The sequence below is a fragment of the Erythrobacter sp. genome, assembly GCF_011765465.1.
Taxonomy (GTDB): domain Bacteria; phylum Pseudomonadota; class Alphaproteobacteria; order Sphingomonadales; family Sphingomonadaceae; genus Erythrobacter.
Window position 1 is genome coordinate 1,441,874 of the sequence record NZ_CP050265.1, and the last position, 25,466, is coordinate 1,467,339.

26 protein-coding genes are annotated in these 25,466 nt (G+C 61.4%); 20 read left to right on the forward strand and 6 right to left on the reverse strand.

The annotated features are described in order from the left end of the window. Positions 1-2 precede the first annotated feature (2 nt). Positions 3-149 carry an AlpA family transcriptional regulator gene (locus G9473_RS06825; RefSeq protein ID WP_234715834.1) on the reverse strand — a complete coding sequence of 49 codons (147 nt, stop codon included), beginning with the start codon at positions 147-149 and terminating at the stop codon, positions 3-5. 88 nt (positions 150-237) lie between these two features. Next, a complete protein-coding gene (locus tag G9473_RS06830; RefSeq protein WP_291137610.1) occupies positions 238-720 on the reverse strand; it encodes a helix-turn-helix transcriptional regulator in 483 nt (160 codons plus the stop codon). A 360-nt stretch (positions 721-1,080) separates the two neighbouring features. On the opposite strand from G9473_RS06830, the gene G9473_RS06835 reads away from it, so the two are divergent. From G9473_RS06835 to G9473_RS06920, 18 genes are read left to right on the forward strand one after another with little or no spacing between them, the layout of a single operon-like run. Then, on the forward strand, positions 1,081-1,407 hold the full coding sequence (locus tag G9473_RS06835) for a TrbC/VirB2 family protein (protein ID WP_034953512.1): 327 nt from the start codon (positions 1,081-1,083) through the stop codon (positions 1,405-1,407). 25 nt (positions 1,408-1,432) lie between these two features. Continuing rightward, the gene (gene traL / locus G9473_RS06840; RefSeq protein WP_034953510.1) at positions 1,433-1,720 is read left to right on the forward strand and encodes a type IV conjugative transfer system protein TraL; all 288 of its coding nucleotides are present in this window, start codon (positions 1,433-1,435) and stop codon (positions 1,718-1,720) included. A gap of 12 nt (positions 1,721-1,732) precedes the next feature. Then, a complete protein-coding gene (locus G9473_RS06845) occupies positions 1,733-2,302 on the forward strand; it encodes a type IV conjugative transfer system protein TraE (RefSeq protein ID WP_291137615.1) in 570 nt (189 codons plus the stop codon). Beyond that, on the forward strand, positions 2,299-3,054 hold the full coding sequence (locus tag G9473_RS06850) for a type-F conjugative transfer system secretin TraK (protein ID WP_291137618.1): 756 nt from the start codon (positions 2,299-2,301) through the stop codon (positions 3,052-3,054). Before G9473_RS06845 ends, G9473_RS06850 begins: the two co-directional genes overlap by 4 nt. Continuing rightward, positions 3,054-4,340, forward strand: a complete 1,287-nt coding sequence (locus G9473_RS06855) for a TraB/VirB10 family protein (protein WP_034953506.1) — start codon at positions 3,054-3,056, stop codon at positions 4,338-4,340. Before G9473_RS06850 ends, G9473_RS06855 begins: the two co-directional genes overlap by 1 nt. Further along, positions 4,337-5,206 carry a DsbC family protein gene (locus G9473_RS06860; protein WP_223073036.1) on the forward strand — a complete coding sequence of 290 codons (870 nt, stop codon included), beginning with the start codon at positions 4,337-4,339 and terminating at the stop codon, positions 5,204-5,206. Before G9473_RS06855 ends, G9473_RS06860 begins: the two co-directional genes overlap by 4 nt. Then, a complete protein-coding gene (locus G9473_RS06865) occupies positions 5,203-5,784 on the forward strand; it encodes a hypothetical protein (protein ID WP_247271585.1) in 582 nt (193 codons plus the stop codon). The genes G9473_RS06860 and G9473_RS06865 overlap by 4 nt, the downstream gene beginning before the upstream one ends. Beyond that, positions 5,781-8,330 (forward strand): type IV secretion system protein TraC, encoded by a 2,550-nt coding sequence (traC, locus tag G9473_RS06870; protein ID WP_291137627.1) that lies wholly within the window; start codon positions 5,781-5,783, stop codon positions 8,328-8,330. The genes G9473_RS06865 and traC overlap by 4 nt, the downstream gene beginning before the upstream one ends. Beyond that, complete coding sequence (locus tag G9473_RS06875; protein ID WP_034953502.1) at positions 8,330-8,734, forward strand: hypothetical protein; 405 nt, start codon at positions 8,330-8,332, stop codon at positions 8,732-8,734. Before traC ends, G9473_RS06875 begins: the two co-directional genes overlap by 1 nt. Further along, positions 8,727-9,122 carry a TrbI F-type domain-containing protein gene (locus G9473_RS06880; RefSeq protein ID WP_223073032.1) on the forward strand — a complete coding sequence of 132 codons (396 nt, stop codon included), beginning with the start codon at positions 8,727-8,729 and terminating at the stop codon, positions 9,120-9,122. Before G9473_RS06875 ends, G9473_RS06880 begins: the two co-directional genes overlap by 8 nt. Next, the gene (locus tag G9473_RS06885; RefSeq protein ID WP_367159711.1) at positions 9,119-9,625 is read left to right on the forward strand and encodes a S26 family signal peptidase; all 507 of its coding nucleotides are present in this window, start codon (positions 9,119-9,121) and stop codon (positions 9,623-9,625) included. The genes G9473_RS06880 and G9473_RS06885 overlap by 4 nt, the downstream gene beginning before the upstream one ends. After that, a complete protein-coding gene (gene traW, locus G9473_RS06890) occupies positions 9,625-10,257 on the forward strand; it encodes a type-F conjugative transfer system protein TraW (RefSeq protein ID WP_034953499.1) in 633 nt (210 codons plus the stop codon). Before G9473_RS06885 ends, traW begins: the two co-directional genes overlap by 1 nt. Then, on the forward strand, positions 10,254-11,267 hold the full coding sequence (traU, locus tag G9473_RS06895) for a conjugal transfer pilus assembly protein TraU (RefSeq protein WP_034953496.1): 1,014 nt from the start codon (positions 10,254-10,256) through the stop codon (positions 11,265-11,267). Before traW ends, traU begins: the two co-directional genes overlap by 4 nt. After that, on the forward strand, positions 11,264-12,019 hold the full coding sequence (trbC, locus tag G9473_RS06900; protein WP_034953493.1) for a type-F conjugative transfer system pilin assembly protein TrbC: 756 nt from the start codon (positions 11,264-11,266) through the stop codon (positions 12,017-12,019). Before traU ends, trbC begins: the two co-directional genes overlap by 4 nt. Further along, entirely contained in the window at positions 12,016-13,737 is a 1,722-nt protein-coding gene (locus G9473_RS06905) for a conjugal transfer protein TraN (RefSeq protein ID WP_247271587.1), read from the forward strand. The genes trbC and G9473_RS06905 overlap by 4 nt, the downstream gene beginning before the upstream one ends. Continuing rightward, a complete protein-coding gene (locus tag G9473_RS06910; protein WP_247271588.1) occupies positions 13,734-14,546 on the forward strand; it encodes a conjugal transfer protein TraF in 813 nt (270 codons plus the stop codon). The genes G9473_RS06905 and G9473_RS06910 overlap by 4 nt, the downstream gene beginning before the upstream one ends. Beyond that, positions 14,536-15,972, forward strand: a complete 1,437-nt coding sequence (locus tag G9473_RS06915) for a conjugal transfer protein TraH (RefSeq protein ID WP_247271589.1) — start codon at positions 14,536-14,538, stop codon at positions 15,970-15,972. Before G9473_RS06910 ends, G9473_RS06915 begins: the two co-directional genes overlap by 11 nt. Positions 15,973-15,981: 9 nt before the next feature. Further along, entirely contained in the window at positions 15,982-18,684 is a 2,703-nt protein-coding gene (locus tag G9473_RS06920) for a conjugal transfer protein TraG N-terminal domain-containing protein (protein ID WP_291137641.1), read from the forward strand. Position 18,685: 1 nt separating this feature from the next. Here the strand turns inward: G9473_RS06920 and G9473_RS06925 are convergent, their stop codons facing one another. Next, positions 18,686-18,895: a hypothetical protein gene (locus G9473_RS06925; RefSeq protein WP_034953479.1), complete on the reverse strand. Its 210-nt coding sequence runs from the start codon at positions 18,893-18,895 to the stop codon at positions 18,686-18,688. Between the two features lie 454 nt (positions 18,896-19,349). Between G9473_RS06925 and G9473_RS06930 the strand changes: the two genes are divergently transcribed. Next, positions 19,350-19,985 (forward strand): S24 family peptidase, encoded by a 636-nt coding sequence (locus G9473_RS06930; protein ID WP_034953476.1) that lies wholly within the window; start codon positions 19,350-19,352, stop codon positions 19,983-19,985. Positions 19,986-20,154: 169 nt separating this feature from the next. Here the strand turns inward: G9473_RS06930 and G9473_RS06935 are convergent, their stop codons facing one another. Then, a complete protein-coding gene (locus G9473_RS06935) occupies positions 20,155-20,400 on the reverse strand; it encodes a DUF2188 domain-containing protein (RefSeq protein WP_247271591.1) in 246 nt (81 codons plus the stop codon). A 307-nt stretch (positions 20,401-20,707) separates the two neighbouring features. Between G9473_RS06935 and G9473_RS06940 the strand changes: the two genes are divergently transcribed. Then, a protein-coding gene (locus tag G9473_RS06940; RefSeq protein WP_291135939.1) for an IS3 family transposase occupies positions 20,708-21,879 on the forward strand; the annotation gives its coding sequence in 2 pieces (ribosomal slippage) (positions 20,708-20,960 and positions 20,960-21,879; 1,173 coding nt in all). A gap of 175 nt (positions 21,880-22,054) precedes the next feature. Here the strand turns inward: G9473_RS06940 and G9473_RS06945 are convergent. Both G9473_RS06945 and G9473_RS06950 read right to left on the reverse strand, forming a co-directional pair. Continuing rightward, a complete protein-coding gene (locus G9473_RS06945; RefSeq protein WP_291137648.1) occupies positions 22,055-24,304 on the reverse strand; it encodes a hypothetical protein in 2,250 nt (749 codons plus the stop codon). Positions 24,305-24,326: 22 nt separating this feature from the next. Then, the gene (locus G9473_RS06950) at positions 24,327-25,331 is read right to left on the reverse strand and encodes a hypothetical protein (RefSeq protein ID WP_291137650.1); all 1,005 of its coding nucleotides are present in this window, start codon (positions 25,329-25,331) and stop codon (positions 24,327-24,329) included. Positions 25,332-25,466 lie beyond the last annotated feature (135 nt).

Here is a 25,466-nt window from a genome sequence, read left to right on the forward strand (position 1 = left end):
TTTCAAGACCTTTTGATACGAGCGATCCAGTCGTTGACTTCGGACTCCACCCAGACGGTGCAGCGAGACCCGAGCGACCTCGATTGCGGAAACCGCCCTTCCCTCATTCTCTGGTAGATAGCTGTGCGCCTGAGGCCTACGCGCTCCATGACTTCAGGAAGGCGCAACAGCCGCTCTGATGGCTCCGCAACATAGTCAACGGCGTTCGCCGGACCGCCCGAGAGTGGAGTTTCCGGTTTAGTCATCGACCCTCCCGTTGACGTTCTCGATATAGAGTGCGTCTCTTCGTTCGAGATCATCAATGTGATCGGAGAGGAGGCGTGCGAGCCTTTGCGCTGTTCCCTTCGCCCAGCGTGGCCGCACTTCCTGCAGCCTTGAGCCGAGTTCGCAGGTCAAGGCGACGGGTAGTCCGGTAAAGAATGCGCCGAGGAAGTCGCCGACCTCGGTATCGATCCACTGGATCGCCTGGTCCGCGTCGGTCAGTATGAAAAGCGCAAGCGACAGCTTCGGATCGACCCCGCAGGCGTTCAATATGTGCGATGCTTCAGCAAGTGAGGCTGCCCGTTCGCCGGTCAGGATGCGGCGGAGCGCATCCTTATGGATTGATGTTTGACGGGCAATCTCGATGCGAGTCTTGCCGCAGTTCGAGACAGTGGCAGCCAGTAAGCTGGCGAGACCTTCATGCAGTTGTTTGCCTGCGGACTTGTCGGGACTGACCAATGGACCTTCCTAAGGATTGCTCAACTAAAGAGTCGCGCTAACCGAGCAGGAAGACTGTAGGAAAGTGAAAAGAACAAAGATAGAACTTATAGGATGAGGCGGATCGTCGCCGAATCTTGATTCGCGCAGAAGCCGGTCGTCAAAGCGCAATACCCGTCACTCGCGGCGCATATCTCGGTCATCGAGATGCAGGACCACGACCTGAGAGCGCAATTCGCAGCCGATCGCGGAAAATTGTCGCTTTTCGCCTGGTCATTGATCGGCCCAGTCACGATCGGAGTTTCCTACACCCTCCCTTTGGATCGAGGAAAGAACATACAGCGAACGCATCGCTGCCAATGTTTGAAACGGAGTTCCTCGATGACCAAAGCAAGCACCCTTCCGCAACACCACAAGAACAGCGTTCGCGCCCGCGACTACTTTCTTCCCGCTGCCATAGCTCTTGCCTGCGCCAGCGCAGCCTATGCCGGCGCGGATACGACCTTCGACCCTGCGCTGCAGAAATTTACCGACTTCCTCGAAGGCTCAGGCGGCAAGATCATCACCGTCCTCAGCCTTGCCGGCGGCCTTATCGCGCTTGCTTCAGGCCGTTTCGCGCTCGGACAGGTAGCCGTGCCAGTGGGCGTCGGCATCGGTGTCGGCACCGGCGTTCCGATCGTCACCTCGGTCGTGACCGCGACCATCTGATCGCAGGTCTCGACAGGAGGGCGGCATGGCCAACACATACCTCGTTCCACGGCGGCTCGACGATCCAGAACTGATCGGCTTCTGGACCATCGACGAGTTTGCGGGACTTCTTGTCCCGTTCGCCTGGGGCATCCTGGCACAGCACATCATCATCGGCACGGTCCTTTCTGGAATTACCTGGTTTGCCCTTCGAAAGGCGAAGGCGTCAGGTGCAGGGTCGAAACTGGTGCACGCTGCCTACTGGTATCTGCCGGGGAGCTTCCTCGGTTTGAAAGCCACGCCGCCCTCCCATTGCCGCCTGCTCGCAGGCTGAGGGAGGACATCCATGAACCACGAATTCGCCTACGAGGAAGCGCAGCGACATTTGAAGCAGCGCAATCGCTTTGCGGCGCTTGCCGGTGTGCTCGGTCTCACCACCGTGCTCGCAGTCGGCGCGGCGGCAACGCGCGACGAAACGCTCGTGCTTGTTCCAGTCACGTCCGAGCGGATCGCGCTCAGCAGCGGCGGCATCGAAACGCACTATCTCGAGCTCGTCACCCGCGACACCGCGCTGATGCTCCTCAACCGCGCGCCGGAAAGTCTCAACTACTGGATGGAGCAAATCCTGAAGGTGGCCGATCCGGCCTCGCGCGGCCACCTCAAGGCCGAGCTCGTCAAGATTGTCGACGAACAACGAGGCTCGGATATCAGCCAAGCCTTCGTCATCGCCTCGATGCGCGTCGATACAAAGGCGCTGACCTCCACTGTCACTGGCACGCTCAAGACCTTCGTCGGAGCACAGGTCATCGCGAGCCAGGAGCGCAGCTTCGAATTCACCTGGAACCGCCGCGGTCTCAGTCTCGGCCTCTCGGGTTTCCGCCAGCTTCCCAACACCACCGAGGAGGTAGACCTATGAGTCTCCTTGCCCGTCCCTTCCCGGCCGCACTGACCAGCGTCGCCCTCGCCGCACTGACTTTCGCATCTGCTACGCCAGCCCAGGCGGACCAGTTCTTCGAGGCCGCCGATGGCGCAACGATCGACTGCGTCCTGGCGCGCGGTGCGCTCACCCGCATCGCGCTCGTCGAAGACGGCTTCGCCAATGTGTCCAAGATGGCGAGCGGCTTTCCCTACAACGATTTCGAAGTCACCCACGAGCCGGTGCGCGGTGACATCTATGTCTCGGTGCCGCCGCAATATGCGAGCGTCCGAGTCAGCTTCTTCGCGACCAGCAGCGCGGGCCATGTGTACAAGTTTGCCTGCCGCGTCGAGGGTGAGGAAGCGAGCCAGCTCTTCGTCACCAATCCGGCCCTTGCCAAGTCCGAGGCCGCCGACTGGGAAGAAGGCTCACCGAGCCGCGATGACGCCACGCTTCGCCTGATCGAGGCCATGGCGAATGACGCGGTGCTGCCCGGGTTTCGCGCACGGGCTGCACTTTCACGACCGCGCCGGACGGGCAGTCTCGAGGTCCAGCAAGTCGCCGAATACGAAGGCGCCGAGCTGACTGGCCAGGCATTCACCCTGCGCAACCTCGGTTCCGAACCCATCGATCTTGCCGGCGAGCGAGCGGCTCCTGCGGGCGCACTTGCCTTTGCCTATGGCCGCGACGCGCTTGCTCCCGGAGAGACGACACAAGCCTTCCTCGTCTTCGCCAAGGGAGGGCTCGACTAATGGCCGACAACAGCTCGCATGGCTCAGGAGGCCAAAGCGCCAAAGACCAGGGCAACGCCAAGCGCGCGAAGCTCAACTCCGCGATCGCGCAGCGACAGAAGCTATTGCTCGGCGGAATTGGTGCAGTCGCTCTGATCGCCGGGTCGATGTTCATCTTCGGCGGCGAGGACGCGCAGGACGGCGAAGAGGGCGGTGCAACCACCATCGATACCGGCGGCCTCGTCAATCGCAATCTGTCACAGCGCGAGTTCGTTGCCACCTACGGCAACCGCCTCGACGCGCAGGGAAAGGCGATCAAGGATCTCCAGGAAAGCCAGCTTCCCAAGAGCGCGATCGAGCAGGAGCTCGAAACCCTGCGCGGCGAGAACGCGCGGATGCTGAGCGATGGCCAGGCGGCGATCGATGCAATCTCGGCGGAGAATGCGGTGCTGCGCAGCGAGCTCGAGACCGTCCGGGCCAATCCGCCCACCGCACCGGTTGCTCCTGTCGATCCGCGTCAGGCAGGCCTTCCGCCCTCTACGCTCGATCCCACAGCGTTGGCCGAACCCAAAGCGAGCCTGCTGAGCTTCGAGAGCGAGAAAGCGAAGGCTTCACATGCGAGATCGAGCGATGGCTCGCCGCTGCTGCTGCTCGAGGCAAGCCGCGACTACCTGCCGCCCAACAGTTATGCGCCTGCGACCGTAATCGTCGGCGTCGACGCATCGACAGGCGTCACCAGCCAGAGCGATCCGCTTCCCGTGGTGCTGCGCATCACCGGACCTGCACGCTCGGTGCTCAAGGGCAATCGGTTGCTTACCACCGATCTAACCGGCTGCCTGGTCAATGGCGCAGCGCGCGGCGATCTCTCGTCCGAGAAGGTTTACGTCAAGCTCGTACGCATGACCTGCGCGCAGCCCGGCGGTCGCTACGCGGTCAGCGAGGTCAAAGGGTTCATCGCTTTTGCCGGAAAGTCCGGCGTGCGCGGCCGCGTCGTCAGCCGCGAAGGCAGTCTTGTCAGCCAGGCTCTGCTCGCCGGGATCGTCGGCGGCTTCGGACGCGGTTTCTCGGCCAACGCCAACGGCGTCTTTGCAGGGCGTGTCGGCGAAGACGGCGCGCGCGAGGCACTGTCCCCCACCGACATCCTTGCAGGCGGCTTCGGCCAGGGCGCGGGCGAAGCGGCCGACACGGTCAGCAAATACCTCATCGAACGCGCAGAACAGTATCAACCCGTCGTCGAGATGCCGACCGGCATCGCAGTCGAGATCGTCTTCCTCGACGGCGTCCATGTCAGGAGCACTTCTCAATGAACTTTAACGAATTCCGGCCGGGTCTGAAGTCCCGCTTCGCCCACCTCTCGCTTGCCGCAGCCAGCGCAGCGGCGCTGCTTACCAGCGGCGTTGCGGTGGTCACCGCCATGCCGGCTCAGGCTGCTATTGCGCGTGATGTCGCACAGGCCTTGAAGTTGCGCCTGCCCAAGACGCCGATCGACGCGCTCGACTGCACGACATTCGCGCCGTGGTGCGAAGTCGTCTCGGGCGAGAGCCTGTTCTATATCGACGAGGCCGCCCGCTATCTTTTCGTCGGGCGTCTCTACGACCTCGAAGAGCGTCGCGACGTCACTGCCGCTCGGCTGCTCGAGCTCAATCCGGACCTGCTCGCTGCCGGGGCAGCGCGGGCGGCAGGCCGTGCGGAGACGCGTTCTCCCGAACCGCGAACCTCGCCCGCGAAAACCAGGGTGGACCTCTCAGGCCTGCCCAAGGATGGCGCGGTCGTCTGGGGCAACCGCAAAGGGCCGCGTCTCGTTGTCTTCTCCGATTTCCAATGCGGCTATTGCCAGCGGCTGACCGGCGAGCTCGAAAAGGCCGGCGTGCTGGTCGAGGAGCGCCCGATCTCGATCTTCGGCGCATCGAGCCGGCGAATGTCTGAAGGCGTGCTCTGCGCCAAGGACAAGGCAAGGGCGCTCCATGCTGCCTATGCCGGGCGCGCACCTTCGGCCCAGGCCGATTGCGACGCTGGCGAGGCGCTCGATGCCAACGAAGCCTTCGCGCGTGCCAATGGCTTTGCCGGAACCCCGGTGATTGTGCGCGCGAGCGACGGCGCAGTCCTCCACGGCTACCGCGATGCGGCAACGCTGAAGAAGTTCGCAGGCGCCAAGCCGGGAACTGAACAATGAGCCCGCGCCTCATCAAACTCGGCGCGCTGACAAGCCTTGCTTTGACAATCGGCGGCTGCACGACGCTCGGCAGCAACGTCAAAGGCGATTTCGCCTGCCGCGCACCCGAAGGTAGCTGCGCACCTACCTCTGCGATCGACGAGCAGGCGACGAAAGCCTTGCAACCACAGGGCACGAAGGCTTCTTCCACGCTAGCTACGAATGGTCGCACCTTGCGCGTCGTTCTCGCAGCCTGGCGTGACGCGAACGGGCGCGAGCACGAAGCGCGCGTGGTCCACGTGCCCCTTGCAGAGAAATCTGCATCGAGCTGGCGAGCCCCGCTTTCGACCGGCGATGTCCTGCGCGCGCTCGGCCGCACCAGTCAGAACTCGCCCGGCACAACCGGCACCGGTGACGCAACGGGCGGTGACACCGTTCCTTCTTCCCTCCCCCAGCAGCTTCCGGACGTCCTGGTTATCCCCTCCCAGGGTGCGCCGGAGCTGCCCGGCGCTTCGGCGCCGGACCAAGGGGCACCTGGCCGTCCCCCCTCCCCGGGCCGGGTGCCCCACCCTGTTACGTCTGAAGGAGAGACGCGATGAACCTCTCGCTTGCTTCTGCACGCGATGCGCTGCTCTCCGGACTGTTCGGGGACGCGAAGCGCGCCGACCATCCGCAGGCCCACTTCTCGCTCGACATGCTGTCGGACTGGCTGGCCTACCGAGTCTTCGACGAGGGACCCGGAATCTATCGCAACGCGCACTCGAAGGGCTTCGTCCTAGAAGTGACCCCGCTGATCGGTGCGGACGAGCGCACCGGCGAAATACTAGGCCAGTTCTTTTCCGAGAGCCTGCCGCAGGGGGCCTGCCTCCAAGTCCTGAACTTTGCGTCGCCCAGGATCGGGGCGATCGTGGCCCCGTGGTTTGGACCGCGCTACGAACAGGGCGGCATCTACGAAGCCATCGCGAAAGCGCGCGTGGGCCGGCTCTACGATCTCGTTTGGCAATCGGGCTCGGCGCATGCACCGTTTCACGCGCGCCATGTTCGCCTGATCGTCTCGCTCGGTGTCCCGGTTCCGGGCCATGTCACGGATGCAGAGCTGACCGAATGCCGCGACGGGCTTATGGGAATGCTCAATTCCTTAGGGCTCGCGTCGAACGCACTCGAGCCGGCGGGTCTCCTCGAACTCGTTGACGAGCTGACCTCGCCGACAACAGCGCGCGAACCCGAGCGCACACACTGGAACCGGGAAGACACGCTCGATGCCCAGGCCATCCGGCGCGACATCGAACTCGAAGTCGAGGACGACCGGCTGATCCTGCGCACCGAGCGCTTTCGCGAAACGGGGCGTGGCCGCGATGGCGTACCGCAAATGGGCGAATGCTATCCCGACCGCTTCGATGTGCGCCATTACGGCGTGCGTTCGACGCCCGAGCGCTGGGCACCGTGGGAATGCGCACGGCTGATCGGCGACATGTTCACCGACAAGCTGCGCTTTCCCTGCCCCGCCGCGACCATGCTGTGTCTGCACTATCCAGACCAGGAAGCCGCAGCCGCGCGCGCGGGCTACAAGTTCATGCGCACCACCAGTCTTTCAGAGACCAAGAGCGCGCGCTTCCTCCCAAAGCTTTCCGAGCAATCGGCCGAATGGAAGCACGTCCAGGCCGAGCTCCAGGCTGGCAAGAAACTGGTCAAGCTGTTCTACGGGCTCACGACAATCTCGCCATTGGGCGATGGCGATGCGCACGAGCGCACGGTCAAGGCGATCTACAAGGCGGCCGGATGGGATCTTGCCGACGAACGTTTCCTGCAGTTGCAAGGTCTCGTCGCCGCCTTTCCCTTGAGCCTTGCCGACGGGCTCGTCCACGACATGGCGCGTCTCAAGCGTTTCCGCACGATGCTTTCGACCACGGCGGCTAACATCGCGCCGATGCAGGGCGAGTATCTCGGAGGCGAGATACCGCATCTGCTGCTTCTTGGACGACGCGGCCAGCCTTTCTTCTGGTCACCCTTCGAAAACAAGGCAGGCAATCACAACATCGCGATCTGCGGGAAGTCTGGCTCGGGTAAGTCGGTGCTGCTGCAGGAGCTGTGCACTGCCTTGCGCGGTGCCGGCGCCAAGGTTGTCGTGATCGATGACGGGCGCAGCTTTGAGCATTCGGTCAAATTGCAGGGTGGCCGCTTCGTCGAGTTCACGCTTGCCTCGGGCTTCTCATTGAACCCCTTCTCGATGGTCGATGATGCCCGCGCGCATGAGGACGAGGATTACCGGCTCGATTGCTTTGCGATGATCAAGGCGATCGTCGGCCAGATGGCACGGCCGAGTGCAGCACCCTCGGACACCGAACGCGGCCTCATCGACCGGGCGGTGACGCAGGTGTGGGAAGCGCTCGGCAGCGGCGGCGCGATCGACGATGTCGCGCATGCCCTCCATTCTAGCGACAACGAGGCGGGCAAAGATCTCGCCACCGCGATCGCGCCCTTCTGCCGCGGTGGGAGCTATGCCGGGTTCTTCTCGGGAAAAGCAAGTTTCGCGCTCGAAGACGATTTTACCGTGTTCGAGATGAGCGACCTTGCGAGCCGCGAGGAACTCAGAAGCGTCGTCCTATCGGCGATCATGTTCATGACCGGCCAGGCGATGACGCGCAGCTCGCGCGCGACCAAGAAACTGCTGCTGATCGATGAAGCCTGGGCCATGCTCAAGGGCGGCTCGATGGGAGAGTTCGTCGAGACCTACGCCCGCACCGCGCGCAAATATGGCGGCGCGCTTGCGACCGCCACTCAGTCCTTGAACGACTATTACAAGTCCGATGGCGCGCGCGCCGCGCTTGAAAACAGCGACTGGATGCTGGTGCTCCAGCAGAAGCCCGAGACCATTGCCGATTTCCGCAAGGAAGCGCGGCTCGACATGGACGACCGGACCGAGACGCTGATCCGCAGCCTGAAGCGCTCGGGCACCGAATACAGCGAGATCTATCTGAAAGGTCCGGAGATGGAGGCCGTCGGACGGCTCGTGCTCGATCCGCTCTCGGCAACCATCTTCTCCTCCGATCCCGACACCTATGCCGAGATCCACCGCCATGTCGAAAGCGGGATGCCACTGGAGCGCGCGGTCGCGCTGGTCGCAGGTGTGGAAGGAGCTGCATAATGACGCTCGAAACCACCACGCTCGTAGACCGCGTCCCGCTCCCGACACCAATGACGGCAAGGCCTGATCGTCAACCCATCGACTGGCTGGAGCTGTTTCAGGGCACCTGTCTCGTTCTGATCGAAACTACAGGCTTCGCAGTTACCACGCTTCTTCTGGTCCTCGGCCTGCCGCTGTTCGTGTTTTTGGCTGTAGCAGGCTGGGACCTGGGATTGCTTTTCGCTCAGCTCGGCAACCTCGCCGACCATTACCACACCGCCGAACCGATCGCGCGCCGCTTCTTTGCGCAGGACCTCCAGATCGCATTCCTCATTGCCGCCGGAGGCCTTGCCTTGCTGCGCATGCCCGCCTTCCTGCGCCGTCTCGATCGCCGCCTCAATGAAGGAGACCCTGCCCATGTCTGATCAGGTCCACACTTCGCATTCGCTCGCTCTCAAACTGGTAGCCACCGCAGCCCTGGTTGCGGCGCTGCTCTGGGGCGCCTGGGTGACGCGCGAGATCGCCAGCTCTCCTGAGCAGCGCATCGTCACCGTCCGCCTCGCCGAAACCATCGGAAGCTTCGTCGAGGAGGCCGCGCGCGCCGATGCCGATCCGGCAGCGGTTCAGGCCGCAAGCCTTGCCTACCTCCAGGCTGCGGAAAACGCGGTTGCCGAGATGGGGAACGATGGCCGCGTGCTGCTGATGGCAGAAGCGGTTCTTGCAGGGGCCGCCGAAGATGCGACCCCCGAACTCGAGCGCCGTATCGCCCAAAAGCTTGATCCCAAGACACTCGAAGATGGAGAGCAGCCATGAGACTGCGACTCCGCTTGCGCCGCCCCTTGCTTCTGTCCGGCCTCGTCCTGCTGCCTTTTGCTTGGGCACCGCTCGATGCTTTCAGCAAGGACCACGCCTTCCTCATCAATGCCAGCCCGAGCCTCCCCAACTGGGCTTTCTGGCTCGATAAAAAGGCACCAATCGCGCGCGGTAGCCTGATATTCTTCGAGCCGCCGCGAAGCGAACTCGTCGAGACACATTTCGGTCAAGCACCGCAAATGTTCGGCAAGCGCGTGCTGGGCATGCCCGGCGATATCGTGCGCCACGAGGACGATGGAGTGTTCATCAATGGCAAGAAGGTCGCGACGCGGCTTGAGGTCACCCGCCTTGGCATTCCGCTCACGCGCGGTCCCGAAGGCGCGATACCGGACAATTGCTACTACACCGGAACGGGCCATCCGCGCGGCCTCGACAGCCGCTACGCAGAGATCGGGCTCGTGTGTCGCGGGCAAATCCTCGGCAGCGGGAGGGCGATCCTGTGATGCGTTCCCTCCTTCCGCTGGGTGCACTTCTCCTCGCTGCACTCCCGGCAAGCCTTCAGGCACGCGACTATGGTCAACGCGGCGCGGTCTTCCCGGTCATCGAGCGCGACCTCTTGGAACAAATACATTCGCGCCTCACCGCAATGGAAGCCTCGGGCGAGACTGCCCGGCTCAACCAGGAATTGAAGCGACGCACCATCGCGCGGGTCAACCGGCCTGACCCAGTCGGCGGCCTGATCCGCGCGAGCGAAAATCGCAGCTGGCCGTTCGATCCGACGATCACGCTTGCCGCCGATATCCGCGGCGCCAAAGGCGAACTGATCCATGCTGCCGGAACGCAGGTCAATCCGCTCGACAGCGTCAAGCTACGTTCCGACCTCCTGTTCCTCGACGGCGATGATCCGGCGCAGATCCGCTGGGCACTGAGACAGGACGCCAATGCCAAGCTGATCCTCGTGAAAGGCGCACCGCTCGAGCTGATGAAGGCCCGCCAGCGCCGCTTCTATTTCGACCAGCGCGGAAAGCTCACCGAGAAATTTGGCATCAAGGCCGTCCCCGCGCGCGTGCGCCAGAACGGGCGCGTCCTCGAAGTGAGCGAGATCGCGCTGCCGCCCCGAAAGGCCCAGCCATGAGCAGCATCCGCGCCTTCCTCATCCTCGTTACAGCGGCATTGTCGCTCGCTCTTTCCTCACCGGCCTCAGCCGATGCCGGTCCGGGCAAATGCACCGGGCAGTTCGTCAATCCGATCACCGACATCTGCTGGTCGTGCCTGTTCCCGATATCTGTCGGCGGGCTCGAGATCTGGCCGAGCAACCGTCCCGATCCCGACAACCCCGACCTGCCCGTGTGTCTGTGCGGGCTCCGGCCCGGCATCGCGATGGGGTTCTGGGAGCCGGTGCGGCTTGCCGATGTCAGCATGAAGCCGTGGTGCTTCGTCAATTTGGGCGGGATGAAGCTCGATCCCGGCTTCGATATCGGCTTCCGCTCAATCTCGGGTCCCTCGGCGGTGGGCGGCGCGAGTCAGTATTATTCGAGCTGGCACGTCCACTGGTACGCCTATCCGCTGATCTACTGGATGGAGATCGTTGCCGATTTCCTGTGCCTCGAGCCGGGTTCGATCGACATCCTCTATATCTCCGAGATCGATCCGTTGTGGCAGGACAGCGAGCTTACCGCGATCATCAACCCCGAAGCGGTTCTCTTCGCCAACCCGCTGGCGCTCGCCGCCTGCGCGGCGGATTGCGCTGCATCGACCGCTAACCTGCCGCTCGACGAAATGTTCTGGTGCGCAGGCTGCCAGGGTTCGATGTATCCGATGAACGGCAATGTCTCGGCCTCGATCGGACACGTCCAGGCCTCGCGGCTCGTGCTCTCGCGCTTTGCCTACAAGCTCCACCGCGAACTCGTCTCGTGGGGCACGATGGGCTCCAAAGGTCTTTGCGGAAAATATCTGATGCCGGTGATGCGCAAGCAGCAATACCGCTTCCAGGCCACCAATCCCAATCCGGCAACCAAGGGCCGTTACGCCTGCCCGCCCATCGGTGCCTCCACCACCTTCCAGTCCCCCGGACAGGTCATTCCCGCCATCGGCGAAGACATGGGATACCTCGTCTGGCGCAAGAGGAATTGCTGCGCGCTATGAGAAACGCCTTCCCCCTGCTCGTCACTATCAGCCTTGCAACCGCCGCCGCCTTTGCCGCCGCGTCTGCGCAGGAGAGTTCGCCCGAACTCGATCTTGCTGAAATCCGCGCTCGCGCCAGTGAGCATACTGCCGATGCCGAAGCGCTCGCCACGTCGGTAAGGACCAAGGCCGATGCGCTGGCAGAAGACGCGCGCGCCGCTCAGCAAACGGCCTATGATAACCGCACAGCCTATGCAGAAACGGCGCAAGCGACTGCGGATACCGGCCCGCTCGATCTTGATGGCATGATCCGCGCTCAGGCCGATGCGGAATTGGCAGCGATGGGCGAGACGCCCCGGTTCATTGCCTTCGCTTCGCTGGGAATGCCCGAACCATCGCTCAAGGCACTGGTGCGCGATGTCTCGAGAGCCGGCGGCGTCACCGTGCTGCGCGGATTCCCGCAAGGCGACAGCGCGCGCTTCAAGAAGCGCATCGCTGCGATCTGGAGCGATGGTAGCGAGGCCGGTGCGCTCGGGATAGACCCGCGCCTGTTCCGCGCCTTCGATATCGAGGTCGCGCCGAGCTTCGTTATGATCGCGAGCGACTTCGCCCCCTGCGACGGGTTCAACTGCAGCGATATCATCCCGCCGCACGACCGCATTGCAGGCAATATCAGCGTTGCCGAAGTGCTCGATACCTTTGCTTCGGGACGCGGTCCGGGCGCGCAGCTCGCACGCATGCATCTCCGCCGCCTCGAAGGAGAGCGGCCATGAGACCCACCCAATCGCTTCGCCTTGGACTGCTTGCCTTTCTGGCCGTCGCCGCGCCCCTCTCCGCGCAGCAACAGGACGCGCGGGCCGAGGGAAAGGCCTTTGGCGAAAGCCTGCGCAGCGAAGCGCAGGCAGCCGCCAGGTCGCAGCCCAACGCATCCACCCTCCCCAATTATGATCGCAACGCAGTGCGCGACCTTGAAACGCTCGCCGATAATCCCGACCGGATCGAGAGCAATGCCGGGGCGGCGGCCACCGGACACCAGGGCTATCGCGCGATGCGCGACAGCATCGCCAACCGCGCGCGTTTCGACAGGCAAGACATTGAAGACGTGATCGCGCGAAGCCTCGCGATCAACGAGACGCCGCTCGACTACACCAGCGGCATGGAGATCTCGGGCAGCCAGGGCAAATGCGTTGCCCTGCCGCCCGGCTCGGGCTCGGCGGGAACGTACACCGCGACCTGCAACACCGGCACGCGGATCGACCAGTCGGCGGGCCAATGCGCGGTTCCACTCGCTGCCAAGGTGACCCAGCGCCAGCAATGGCATTACCTCTGCAACGACACCGGCATCTATCAGGGACTTCCATGGTGCTCCGCATTCGATGGCGGCTCGTGCCGCATAACCGGCTATCGCCCAGGTCCATGTCTGCAATGGTGGCAGGACCAGTTTACCCGCTACTGCACCGAGCCTGGCGATCCGATCGCCGAAATCTCCTGCGATGCGCCCGATGCCCGTTACACGCCCTATGCGGTAACCACCGACAGCACGGTCGACACCGTTCCAGACGAGAGCCAGTGCACGGGCTTTGCCGACAATGGCGACTGCACGCTCGACGCAGAGATTTGCACCGATTCAGATCCACAAACCCGCGTGGTCGATGGCGTCTCGGTCACCCGGCCCTGCTGGGAATGGCAGCGCAGCTACACCTGCACCTCGCGCGAAGCGGCAACCGATTGCTCGGATATCGAAAGCCAGGGCACCTGCCGGTTTGTCCGCGAGGAATGCCTCACCGAAGAGACGCCTTGCGAGACCTGGGAGCGCATATACGAATGCCCGCTCCCCGATACCGAGAATGGGGCGCAGTATGTTTGCGATGGCGATGTCTATTGCATCGACGGCAGTTGCGAGACGATCGAGCGCAGGGCCAATGACGAGTTCAAGGATGCGGTCACCGCGCTCCATGCGATGGACGAAGCGCGCGGTCAGTTCGATCCGAACACGCTGACGCTGTTCCGGGGAACGCGCAACACCTGCTCGTCCAAGGTCTTCGGCGTGCTCAACTGCTGCAAGGGCAAGGGTTTCCCGCTCATTCCGGGGATCAGCCTCTTGGTCGCGCTCGGCTGCGACCGCGAGGAAGTGCTGCTCCACCAGCGCGATGCGCAGGGGCTGTGCGCATATGTGGGGACCTATTGCTCGGACAAGTTTCTCGGCGTCTGCCTGACCAAGAAGAAGGCCTATTGCTGCTTTGAGAGCAAGCTCTCGCGCATCCTCCAGGAACAGGGCCGCAAACAGCTTCCCAAACCCTGGGACAAGCCCAAGGAAGAACAATGCGAGGGTTTCACGCTCGACGAGTTCGCGCAGCTCGATCTATCCCGCATGGATTTCAGCGAAGTCTATGCCGAGTTCACCGAGGCTGCCCGACTTCCCGACGAACTCGAAACGAGCATCCTCATCCAGCAGAAGATCGACGATTATTACGCAAGGGGCGGCCAATGACCCATATCTATCGCATGGCGGCGCTGGCCCTGAGCCTGAGCGTTCTTCCCACGACCTCGGCCCAAGCCCAGGATCGGCAAGCCACTCCATCGACCACCTCGGCCGATGCGCTTTACTGCAAAGAGCGCAGGCTCGGCTATTGGTTCTACTGCGTCAGACCCTCTCCCGCAGAAGAGCCGCAACAGCCCGAAACCCAACCGGTCCCGGCCAGCCTAGAACTCGACGCGATTACCTCCGAACTGCGCGAGTTGAAGGCGCGCGCGATCCTCTATCCGACCGAAGCGAACGTCGCCGCCTATATCCGCTTCCAGCGCGCGCAGCTCGACCGCGCCTCGCTGTTCTCCGACGTCTGGCAACGCGCGATCTGGCAGGACCCCGAGCTCGACTACACGCTCGAACGCCCCGTCGGAGCGGTCGCCAAAAAGCAGTGGCAAGATGCGCGCAGCGCCGAGCGCGACAGCGTCATGGCACGGCTCTCGCAACGTTACGGACTGTTCTATTTCTTCAGCGCCACCTGCGGCCCGTGCGAAGTGATGAGCCCGATCGTCAAAGGCATTGCCGACCGCTGGCACATCACCGTGCGCGCTATCTCGACCGATGGCGGTCCCTCGCGACACTTTCCCGACTACCGCGTCGAAACAAACCAGCGCGCCAGACTCGGTCTCGAAGGCAAGGCCACACCGGCGCTTGTGCTGTGGGACAGCGTGACCAAGCGACCGATCCCGATCGGGTACGGCGTGCTCTCTGCCGACGAGCTCCAGGACCGCATCTACCTCCTCACCTCGAAGGAAGCCGGACATGATTACTAGCATTCGAAATGTAGCGCTGACCCTCGCCGCTGCCAGCCTGGTCGCGTCCCCAGTTGCAGCCAATGTCGGTGACAGCATGGACCGGTTCATGGACGACATGGGTGCTGCGGCCAATGTAACCGGCCCGACCGCCTTCGAAGGCCAGTCGGCGGGCTATTACAGCCTCGGCAATGTCTGGACGCGCTTCCCGCAGAAGACGACCAATATCGCCAATCTTCAACTCCCTCGAGCCCGCGCCGGCTGCGGCGGGATCGATATCTTCGCCGGCTCTTTTTCCTTCATCAATGCAAGCGAGATGGTCGCGCTCCTGAAGGCCGTGGCGAATAACGCGGTCGGCTTTGCTTTTAGCCTCGCGATCGACACCGTTTGCCCCGAGTGCAACAAGATCATGCAGGAGTTCAGCCAAAAGGCGCAGCTCATGAATAACCTCTCGATCAACTCCTGCGAAATGGCGCAGGGGCTGGTCGGAGGCCTGTGGCCCAAGGGCGATCTCGCCGACAAGGCAATCTGCGAAGCGATCGGCAACTCCGAAGGTATTTTCTCCGACTATGCCGCCGCCAAGCACGGATGCGGCACGCGCGGCCAGCGCGCCTCGACCAATGAAGGCGCGGGCACTGACTATGCCGACGTCAATCCGGGCGTGGCGCGCAACTATACCTGGCACGTCCTGAAAAAGAGTGCGTTCTTCAACCCCGGCGGCAGTTTCGACCGCGAGCTTGCGGAATACGCGATGACGCTCATTGGCACCGTGATCTATGTGCCGCCCAAGGACGACGAGCCAGGCAAGTTTGTGCCTTTCGCCGGCGATGCCTCCTCGACGCTTGTGAGCGCGCTGCTCGACGGGACGCAGGGCCAGACGGTGCGCGTCTTCCGCTGCGACGAGATCGATCTTTGCCTCAATCCCACCTTCGAGCAAATGAGCCTTTCCAATGCCAAGGCGATCCGCCCGCGCGTCGCGCTCCTCATCGGCAACATGGTCGACGCCATCCGCACCGACACCGCGATCGGCAATGCCGAGAAGGAACTGCTGCAGGTCGCCTCGGTCCCCTTGTACAAGATTCTCACCGTCCAGGCCGCCTATGGTCGCGGCATGCCGACCGACGACCGCGACACGCTCGCCGAGATCGCCAGTATCGACCTTCTCTATGCGATCCTCGACCGCATCGTATCGGAAGCCGGTCGCTCGATGGCGAGCTTCATCGCTGCCGACGAAGCCAAGCTCGCCATATGGCGCGGCCAGGTCGCCGAAGTGCGCTCGGGCCTCGTCCAGCGGCAGGCGACCGGACAGGCCAAAGTCTCGGCGATCATGCAGATCATCGAGAAGACCGCGATGATCGAGAACGCGCTTGCCGCCTCGATGTCGCCGTCCATGTCCGCGGCGCTCGACTGGTCGCGAGGCCTGCAATCGCGCTCGATCATCCCCTGAGGCGCATAGATGGTCGAGATCTTCACCACCGGGGGCGGCGAATATATCGTCAATGTCCTCAACGCTGTTGCCGCTTGGACCGGCGCAGGCGGCTATAAGAGCCTCATTCAGGTTGCGCTGGTGATGGGGTTTGCGCTCGCGGTGATCGTCGTCGCGTTCAACCAGAACTGGCGTGCCTGGCTCAACTGGTTCCTCGGCGCGACGCTCATCTACATGTGCTTGATGGTCCCACGGATGGATGTGCAGGTCACCGACCGGGTCAATCCAAGCCTTGCTCCGGCCACGGTTGCCAATGTCCCGCTTGGCCTTGCGCTCATGGCGAGCTTCACCAGCCAGGCGGGCGATTACCTCACGCGTTCGGCCGAGACCGTGTTCGGGCTGCCGGACGATCTCAACTATTCGAAGAACGGCATGATCTACGGAGCCCGCCTGCTCGAAGCGACCCGGAGCTTGCGGATCGCCGATCCCGAGTTCGCCGCCAATTTCGACGAGCATGTCCGCCAATGCGTATTCTACGACCTGCTGCTGGGTCACTACTCGATGAAGGAACTGTCAGAGAGCAATGACATCTGGGCGACCATTGCGCCCGGGAGCGCGGCGCGTGCGCAGAAATTCCTGACCCGCGAGGCCGATGACAGTGTTACTGCATCGATCGTCACCTGCCGGGAGGCCTACACCGCGCTCTCCAACCAGTGGGCGGGCATGATCGACGACATGACGCTCATTGCCGGCCGCCAGCTCTATCCCAAGCAGACCCAAGCGCTCGCCAAGGCCAAGCTCATCGCCGATCTGCCGGTGGCCTACCAATATCTCACCGGCATCTCGAAGGATGCGAGCAGCATCTTTCGCCAGGTGCTGACGATCAACGCGATGAACCAGGCGATGCACGGATTTGCCGGAGCAAGCGGCGCATCGAGCGTCGATGTGTTCGCGCAGACCCGCGCCGACATCCAGACCGAGCGAACCTATTCTTCGATCGCGCACAATGCGATGAAATGGGTGCCGATCCTCAATGTCGTGTTGACGGTGGTCTTCTATGCGCTCTTCCCGGTGCTTTTCCCGCTGTTCCTCATGCCAAGGACCGGACCGATTGCGCTGAGAGGTTATGTCACGGGATTCTTCTATCTCGCCGCTTGGGGACCGCTTTTCGTCATCCTCCACATGATCTTGATGCTCAAAGGCGCAGGCGATGTGGCGGCAGCTGGCGGCGCGAGCGGCCTCACGCTCGCCACGTTCTCCGGCATGACCGACGTCAACAACGATATCGGTATCCTCGCAGGCTATCTCGTCGCCTCGATCCCCTTCCTAGCAGGCGGCGTTGCGCGCGGAGCCATGGCGATCTCGGGCCAGGCGACGAGCTACCTCAATCCGAGCCAGAATGCCGCCGAAGAAGCCGCACGCGAAGCGAGCACGGGCAACGTCTCGCTCGGCAACACCAATCTCGAGAACTCGAGCGTGTTCTCGCGGCAATTCGCCCAAGGCAGCCTTGCACCGAACATCGCTTATGGAGCGGCACAGACAAGAGGAATCGGCGAGAGCGGCACGCAGACAACCGGCTTTCCGCAGGCAGAATTCGCGACGGTGCCGACGTCGAGTTATCCGTTCACGCCAACGCTTGGCCAGGATTTCTCGAGCAGGCTGTCGACAATGGCGAGCGAGAGCCGCAGCCAGAGCGAGACTTTCTCCAATCTCGCCCAGCAATCGACCAGTTCGGCGGTCACGCGGTTCAGCGAGCTTCGCGATGCATACACCCGATCTCGCTCGAACGAGACGGTCAGCGGAACGTCGACCAATGACAGCATTGGAAGAACCTTCAGTGAGCTCAACAACGCGTCCAACACTTTGCAGCGGCAGTTTGGCCTGTCTCGCCGTGCATCCGACGACATCACGGTTTCGTGGTTCCTGAATGGCGATGGCGGTTTGGGCGTCAAAGGAGAGCGCGGGTCGGTTGCAGGGAACCTCGGACTCAAGGGCGGGCGCAATCAGAGCTGGACCGACAGCGATATCGGAATCGCCTCAGAAGATCGCTCGCGTATCGAGAATGCGCTCAGCCAGATTTCCGAAAGCCAGAATTGGTCAAGTTCGAGAGAAGGCTTCTTCCGAGAAACCAGCTCAAGCTCCGAAGCGCTCGTCTCGAGTAGCGCAGCGGGTGTCACAACTTCGCTCACAGAAGCGAATAGCTACACAATCGAAGCACGGCGCGCGGAAGAGATCGCCAATCGGCTCGAGAGCCAGGCCAGTTGGTATGAAAGCGCCAATGCTGCGGGAACTCTTAACCTCAGCCAAGCCTACCGCGAATGGGGCATGGCGGAGATCGACGCCAACCGCGACTACTATGGCCAAGCCCGCTTTGATGACACCAACTTCCAGATGAGCGCGCAAGGGCAACAACTGCAGGCGCGGTTTGTGGAAAGCTTCGCTGAGGGCCTCAATGATGAGATTGCGAGCGAATTGGTGTTGCCTGATGCAGCGCCAGTGGCTCGACCCAATGTCGGGAGCGCAAGCGGGGTGCGCGGTTCTGTTCGCCTTGGCGGCGTGCCGAGCTCTCTCGCAGATCCATCAAGTGGCCGAGAAGAAATGGCACAGGATGTTAATCGCAGGCAAAATCAGGGCTCTCGAAGCATCGAACAAAGAAGGAGAACACTTGATCGGACAACACGGGATGCACGAGGAGCATCCGCCGAAGCAGCCGACGATGTGAAGGAATGGTAAGTCAGATCAAATCATCATAGACAATGACGAAAATGACAAAGGCCGTGAACAGAACTCCAAAAAGGACCAAGCCGGCCTTTCCCCACGGATCAGCCCAAGTCTTCTTCCACGTGTACGATGTCAGGCGATTCTCAGCGATGGCGCGATCGATTTCGCGAAAGCCCTCCCAATCGCCTTTGCTCTCTGGCGGGGTTTTATCGGTATTGCTCATAGGTCAGTGTCCTTTCCCGGAAACCGAAGCCCCCTCTGCTCTATCAGCCTGAAAATGCATCAACTGGCTGATCATCACAATAGCAGGGCGATGAGCCGTCTGACTACGGCTGTCGCATCCCGGAGCGATGGGGACCCTTGTGGTCGCGGTCGCATGATTTGGCAGCTGCCTTTTCGCATGACGCGAGATAAGCATCCAGCCGTTCGACCGTTCTGCGACGCGGTCTGCGCCCCATTCGCAGGTCGAGGACAAATCTGGGGTCACCGACAGCACGCCTACCAAAGCGAGTTGCAGAAATGTGGTTTTCTTTCAGATGCTTCTCGATCCGCTCAAGCAAACTCATTTCCAAACTGCTCCGACTCGCATTTCGCTTGTGTTCTTGTTATGTTCCTACTAGGATGATTTCCGCGAGTCTAGGAAAAAATCCTATGACTGCATCCAAAGGACCAAGCTGATGGTAAATGTCAGAGAAGAGCTCGACCGCCTCATCATTCAGGGTGGATACGGCTACGCGTCGATTTCAAGGCTCCTCGGCCGCAACCCGAGTTACATCCAGCAATTCATCAAGCGTGGCTCACCGAAGATCCTCGACGACGATGATCGTAAGACATTGGCTTGCTTCTTCGGGGTTGATGAGCAGACCCTGGGAGGGCCGGCGAACCCGGTCTCAGACGGGATGGTTGAGATCCCTGTTCTCGAAGTTGAAGCTTCAGCCGGATTTGGCGCCATTGCCGAGAGCGAAAGCGCGCAGACGCGGTTCGGTTTCGATGAACGTTGGCTACGAAGATTGACGGCGGCAAAAAGCGCAAGCCTGTCGATCGTCGGAGTTATGGGTGATTCGATGGAGCCGACACTCAGCGATGGCGACGAGGTCCTTGTGGATGCATCCGACCACGGTTCAAAGCTCCGTGATGGAATTTACGTGCTGCGTGCAGACGAAGCTCTGGTGGTAAAGCGTATTGCCATCAAGCCTGGCGGCAAACAGGTCACGATCGCCAGCGACAACCCCGCCTACCCCACATGGCACGATATGGACCGGGCAGATGTCCATGTTGTTGGGCGAGTGATCTGGTTTGGGAGGGCTCTTTGACGGCATGGCCTTGGGCCGAAACCGGACGGTCCGCTCTCGAATGTCTGTTGGCGTTGAACGGACGCTTACTGATGCTCGATGGCTAACGCGTGATTATGGCAAGGCAGGCGGCATCTGACGATAGATGTTGGATTTGCGGCTCAAGCGTTCAAAAACGGAGCCCGCCGCGTCAACCCGGCGATCCTTTGGGATCTTTTGAGCGTGGGAAAGTCCGTTCCTCTTGGATCTTTCCGTCAGTCTTGTGGATACGGACCGACCCTCCGCTCTTACCGATAGCCTTGGAGAGCGCTCCACCTTTGGTTGCGTCGCCCTTGTTGTCAAAGATCTTTGTGGCCCGATCAGAGCCTTCTTTTTCAAGCCTCCAGTTGCCAGCCTTTTTATCATTGGTAAGATGGTATTTTGGTAGCTTAGCCATCACGCTTCTCTCTTGACTGCATTTCAGTGAAGTATGGCGTATCATCTGATGGCGCTCAATGCACAACATTGTCGGCGCCCGGAAACCAGCTGCTAGAAAGTCTGTTGAAAAGAGCCTTCCTATGTCGCGTTCGCTGACTCGGAGAAAATCGCCGCAGTCGGTGCTAGCAGAGTGCGGGATTACAGCCAGCTTTGTTGGGCGCTTCTTCCAAAATGAGCCAATAACAAATCTCGTCAAATGATCGTGACGTGACCCCCTGATTTTCCTCCACGAGCGATTAGAGTCTGGCCTGAAGGAAGGACAGACGATGAAGCGGAAGAGGTTCTCAGAGGAGCAGATCATTGGGGTGCTGAAGGAAGCGGAGGCGGGCGCGAAGACCGCCGATCTGGCCCGGCGGCACGGGGTGTCTGAAGCGACGATCTACAACTGGAAGGCCAAGTATGGCGGGCTGGAGGTGTCCGAGGCCCGGCGGCTGCGGGAGCTCGAGAGCGAGAACGCGAAGCTCAAGCGGCTGCTGGCCGATGCGATGCTGGACAACGTGGCGTTGAAGGATCTGCTCTCAAAAAAGTGGTGACGCCCGCCGCGAAGCGAGAAGCTGCCGCACATCTCCAGGCATGTCATGGGATGAGCGAGCGGCGGGCGTGCCGTGTCATCGATGCCGATCGCAAGAGCGTGCGCTATCGTTCCATCCGGGATGATGACGGCGCGCTGCGTGAGAAGCTGCGTGAGCTGGCCAACCAGCGGCGCCGGTTCGGCTATCGCCGTTTGCATATCCTGCTGCGCCGGGAGGGCGTGATGATCAACCGCAAGAAGACCCAGCGGCTGTATCGGGAGGAAGGGCTTGCAGTGAGGCGACGACGCAGCCGCAAGCGCGCTGTCGGCACCAGAGCGCCAGCTCCGGTGCTGGCACTGCCGAACCAGCGCTGGAGCCTGGACTTTGTCCATGACCAGATCGCTTCTGGCAGACGGTTCCGGGTGCTCAATGTGGTCGATGACATGACCAGGGAGTGCCTGGCGGCGGTGCCGGATACCTCGATCTCGGGGCACCGCGTCGTGCGCGAGCTGACCCAGCTAATCGCCCAGCGCGGCAAGCCGGGCATGATCGTTAGCGACAATGGCACCGAACTCACCAGCAATGCCGTGCTCGCATGGTGCGGCGAGATCGGGGTGGAGTGGCATTACATCGCTCCGGGCAAGCCGATGCAGAACGGCTACGTCGAGAGCTTTAACGGCCGCATGCGCGACGAACTGCTGAACGAGACCCTGTTCCTCAGCATGGCCCACGCACGGGTCGAGATCGCTGCTTGGGTCGAGGATTACAACCGGGAGAGGCCACACTCGTCCCTTGGCTACGCAACCCCGGCGGCGTTCGCCGCCGAACTGGATAAGCAATGGCCTGCTTCGCTACGCCCTACGGGCTCCGCTACGCAGCCCATTGCTTCAACCGCGCTGATGCGCAAAACAACCGCCCGGCTCTAATCCCAGCTGGGGGAAAGCTGGGGGTCACGTCATCCGAAAGCGGGCATCCGATCATGTACGTCTAACGGCCGCAATTGGAGGTGAATGCCGACGTCGGTTCCAAATTAGCCTATTTTCTATGCCAGCAATCGAGCTGCGATTAAGAAAGTGCTGAGTGTTCTTTATCGAGAACATTCTATCCGAAACGCACTATGAAGGTCGGCTCTAAGCCCCACTCCATTTGCTGTGAAAACTCAAAGACGAGCGAACCTGAAATGGCCTGCTCACCATCGTCGCCCTCATACTTCAGGCTGACACGTCCACCATCTGTAGGCGCATAGCCGAGCCGTTTGAGGAGCCGAGCGGACGTCAGCCAAGCGGTTCCTGGTTCGATGTTCATTGCGAAAACCTCGACCGACTCAATCGTGGCCACGTAACGACCGCGCTCGCGCGATCCTTGATCGGATTTCACGTCGAGCTTCGCAAGTGGGCCATCGCCTCTGAGCGTCCGCCATCCAAGATGCTCGATTGAGTCCTGATGCGAGACTACCAGGACCGGCCGATCTCCGACAGCCTTTGCGGCGTCTGACAACTCGATCCAGAATTGCGGATTGGAGAGCTGAGCGTAGATCCAGATCTCTTCTTTTGGAATGTGGGAAAAGGCATTGAGCACGTACTTTCCCGCGCCCTCGCGAACATGCCGAGCCATCACTTCCGAAAAATTCAGGCTTTCTTGTTCCATTGGCGGTCGAACGAATCGGCCCTTCTGGACCCCGTTGATGCGAACTTGGCCCGGTTCTCCTTCATGACCGTCAAGGAGGAAAACCTCGACATCGTCGAAGATCGGTACGTCGGCCGGGCTTTTCAAAAGCTCCTCTTCGGCTTTCGAGCGCAACGCCTCAATAGCCTCTTCGTCGACAGGCGCATCGCGAAGCCTTTGAAGTCGGCGGTCCTGGATTGCAGTCCGCATTCCCTCGACGACAGATCGGAAATTTTCGATCGCATCGTTCGGGTCTGCTTCCGGACTGACTGCTGTGATAGCAGCGGAAAACGCTTCGATATCCTGATCGATCGTGTTTCTGTATCGATCGAGTTCCGCCAGAATAGCACGCAAGGATCGATCGTCAGAGGGGAGAAGAGTGGGGTCGTCGGCGATAGCTTCAATGGCTCGGCTAACTGAGTGAGGCAATTCCTTTGGCGCAAAGGCAGCCAACATTGCCATATCGCCAAAGAGCAGCTGCTCGCGATCGTGCATGGTGGTTGGGCTGTAGACGCGGCCGGGGACAACAGCCTTCTCGCGCATAGTATCCAAGCGGCGAACGAGGCCATCAAGCCATCCGCCATGCGAGGCATCTTCAAATCGCTCACCCACGAGTTGAAGTCGGATGAGCCCTCGCACGATGCGATCAAAGTCGAAGCCATTATGCTGAGCTTCAGTCAGATCGGAACCGCGACCGGATACCAAGGCGCGAGCGACATCCGAAGCGAGCCCGCCCACAGGGCCTTCCTCGCGTGACCAGGCCAACATCAACGATGCGATCACAAGAACCACGTCGTTTCGCAGGCCGTCCACCAGCTCTGCGAAAGTGGAGTCAGGAAAAGGACCGTCCAGGAATTGCGCACCATCGGCTTCGGGACGAGCGCTGACCTCGGCCCAGGGCATCTCGATTAACGACGGCATCAGTAACCAAGGGTGCTGAGCAAGTCCGTCGCGCTGCAAATCGATCAGCGCCGATCCCGGCCAGCGCACCAGCGCTTCGCGGAAAAGGTTTGCGCTGATCGCATCGCCATTCCACACGGCTACCGCGAGGCTGTAAGCGGTGTGAGCGACGTGCTGACGCAGGAAAGGCCATGCAAGCGCATAGCGTGACCAAAGCTCAGCCGGCTCCATCCCCGCTACCTTGCTCCAGCCATAGGACGAGGAGACGATCGTGAGATGGCTTTCCCACGCTCCTACGACACCATGCATCGCTGACGCTAGGGACGTCGCGTCCGAGCCGGTCAGTTTGAAGCGCTTCGCGGCTCCATGCTCGTCGGCTTCGAGGATAGACCGGCGCGTTACCCATGCTTCAACGGCGTGCATGAGGATGGGCTGCATATCGAGTATCGACGCAATAACGTTGGGCGACAATCGGTCGCCCCATTTGCTGCCTAGAAGGCGGCCCTGCACGTAGCACAGGGTTTCAATGAAGCGATGACCGTCCGGAATCCGTTCCGCTGCGCGATCGAACAAGCGCCGGTATTGTCTGATCCACCGATCATGAGGTTGGTGCCAGGTGTCGTCGCCCAGTTCTGCATAGCTGAGCGGCGCGCCGCTGTCAGAGCGTGTCGCGTATAGCTCAAGCAAGAATGAGTGATATTCCGTCAGCTCGTCGAGCGCGTTTTCAAAGCCGGTCGGCGCACGCCGGTCGATCTGCGCGATCACCCGATCGGCGAGTTCTTCCATGATCTGCTCTGGAGTGGCTGCGCTACGCATCGCGAACATCCTCCTCAAACCGGAACGCCCACCACAAAATCCATTTTTCAAATGATGAGAGTGGCACACCGCCGTCGCGCAAACACCAAGCCACTTCGCCGCTCAATTTCCGCCCTGGGATCGAGGTAAAGATCAGCCGTGGTCCAACATTTCCGCTCGGTGTTTCTGACGCGCACTTGCACCGGATCGCCCAACGGTTGATGACCCACCGAACCAATCGCAAATGCACATCGACTAGGTTAGAGCCATCGCCGAAATCTTGTTCGATTTCGATCGCGCCGGTTGGCCGAAACATGCTGCCAAATACGGCGTGGGGCTCGGTTTTATCGAAACCGCTATCGGCGCCCAGATAGATGTGGTGACGCAGCGTCGCTGCCAGCTGTTCCGGCATGGCTGCGTTAGCAGTGTAGCGCTCGCGAAGGCGCTTACGCGCGCTTGGCTGAACGAATTCAAATGTGACGGCCACGAAGTGCGCGGCACCAATCAGATTAACAACGAGCCACAGGGCATGCGCCGCTAGCAGCAAGAAATCGAAAATCGCCGATGGCGAAGTGCCAGCCAGCAATCGGAAGAGAGATTGGAGCGGCCAGAAGAGCTGAACGACAAGTACGACGACCAACGCCAATCCGCTCGCGGCCATGCCGAAAAACATCGACTCATGGTAGTAAACTTTGATGTCAGTAGTCGCATCCTCGCGCTGAGCGATCAACGTGACAAGTGCGAGCGCAAGCGAGATGATCGTAAGCAGACCGACCTGCACTGCCAAAAACAGAGCGGGCAGCTTTTCGATAAGCGAGCGAGCTCCTACATCGCTTTCCTCAGACAGTGCAAACAGCCCGCTCGGAAAATGTGTTCGGTAGCCCTCAAGGTTGATCACAGCGAGGTCGAGCAGCAGGTAACGAGCGAGAAGAATACCGAACGTTGCTGTTAGCAAAAACCGCACGAACCGATGGGCGCGGCCATAGCGAGCGCGGCGTGCAACCTTATTGCGCTTCAAGTGCGCGCGAACTTCGGACCGTGCCTGCTTCGCTATGCTACCCGAGAGCCCTATGGGGTCCCAAATCCTCGAAAACAACATGCCCCCAATCAAAACTTCGCTTCGAAATTACCTTCCAACACGGACATCTTCCGA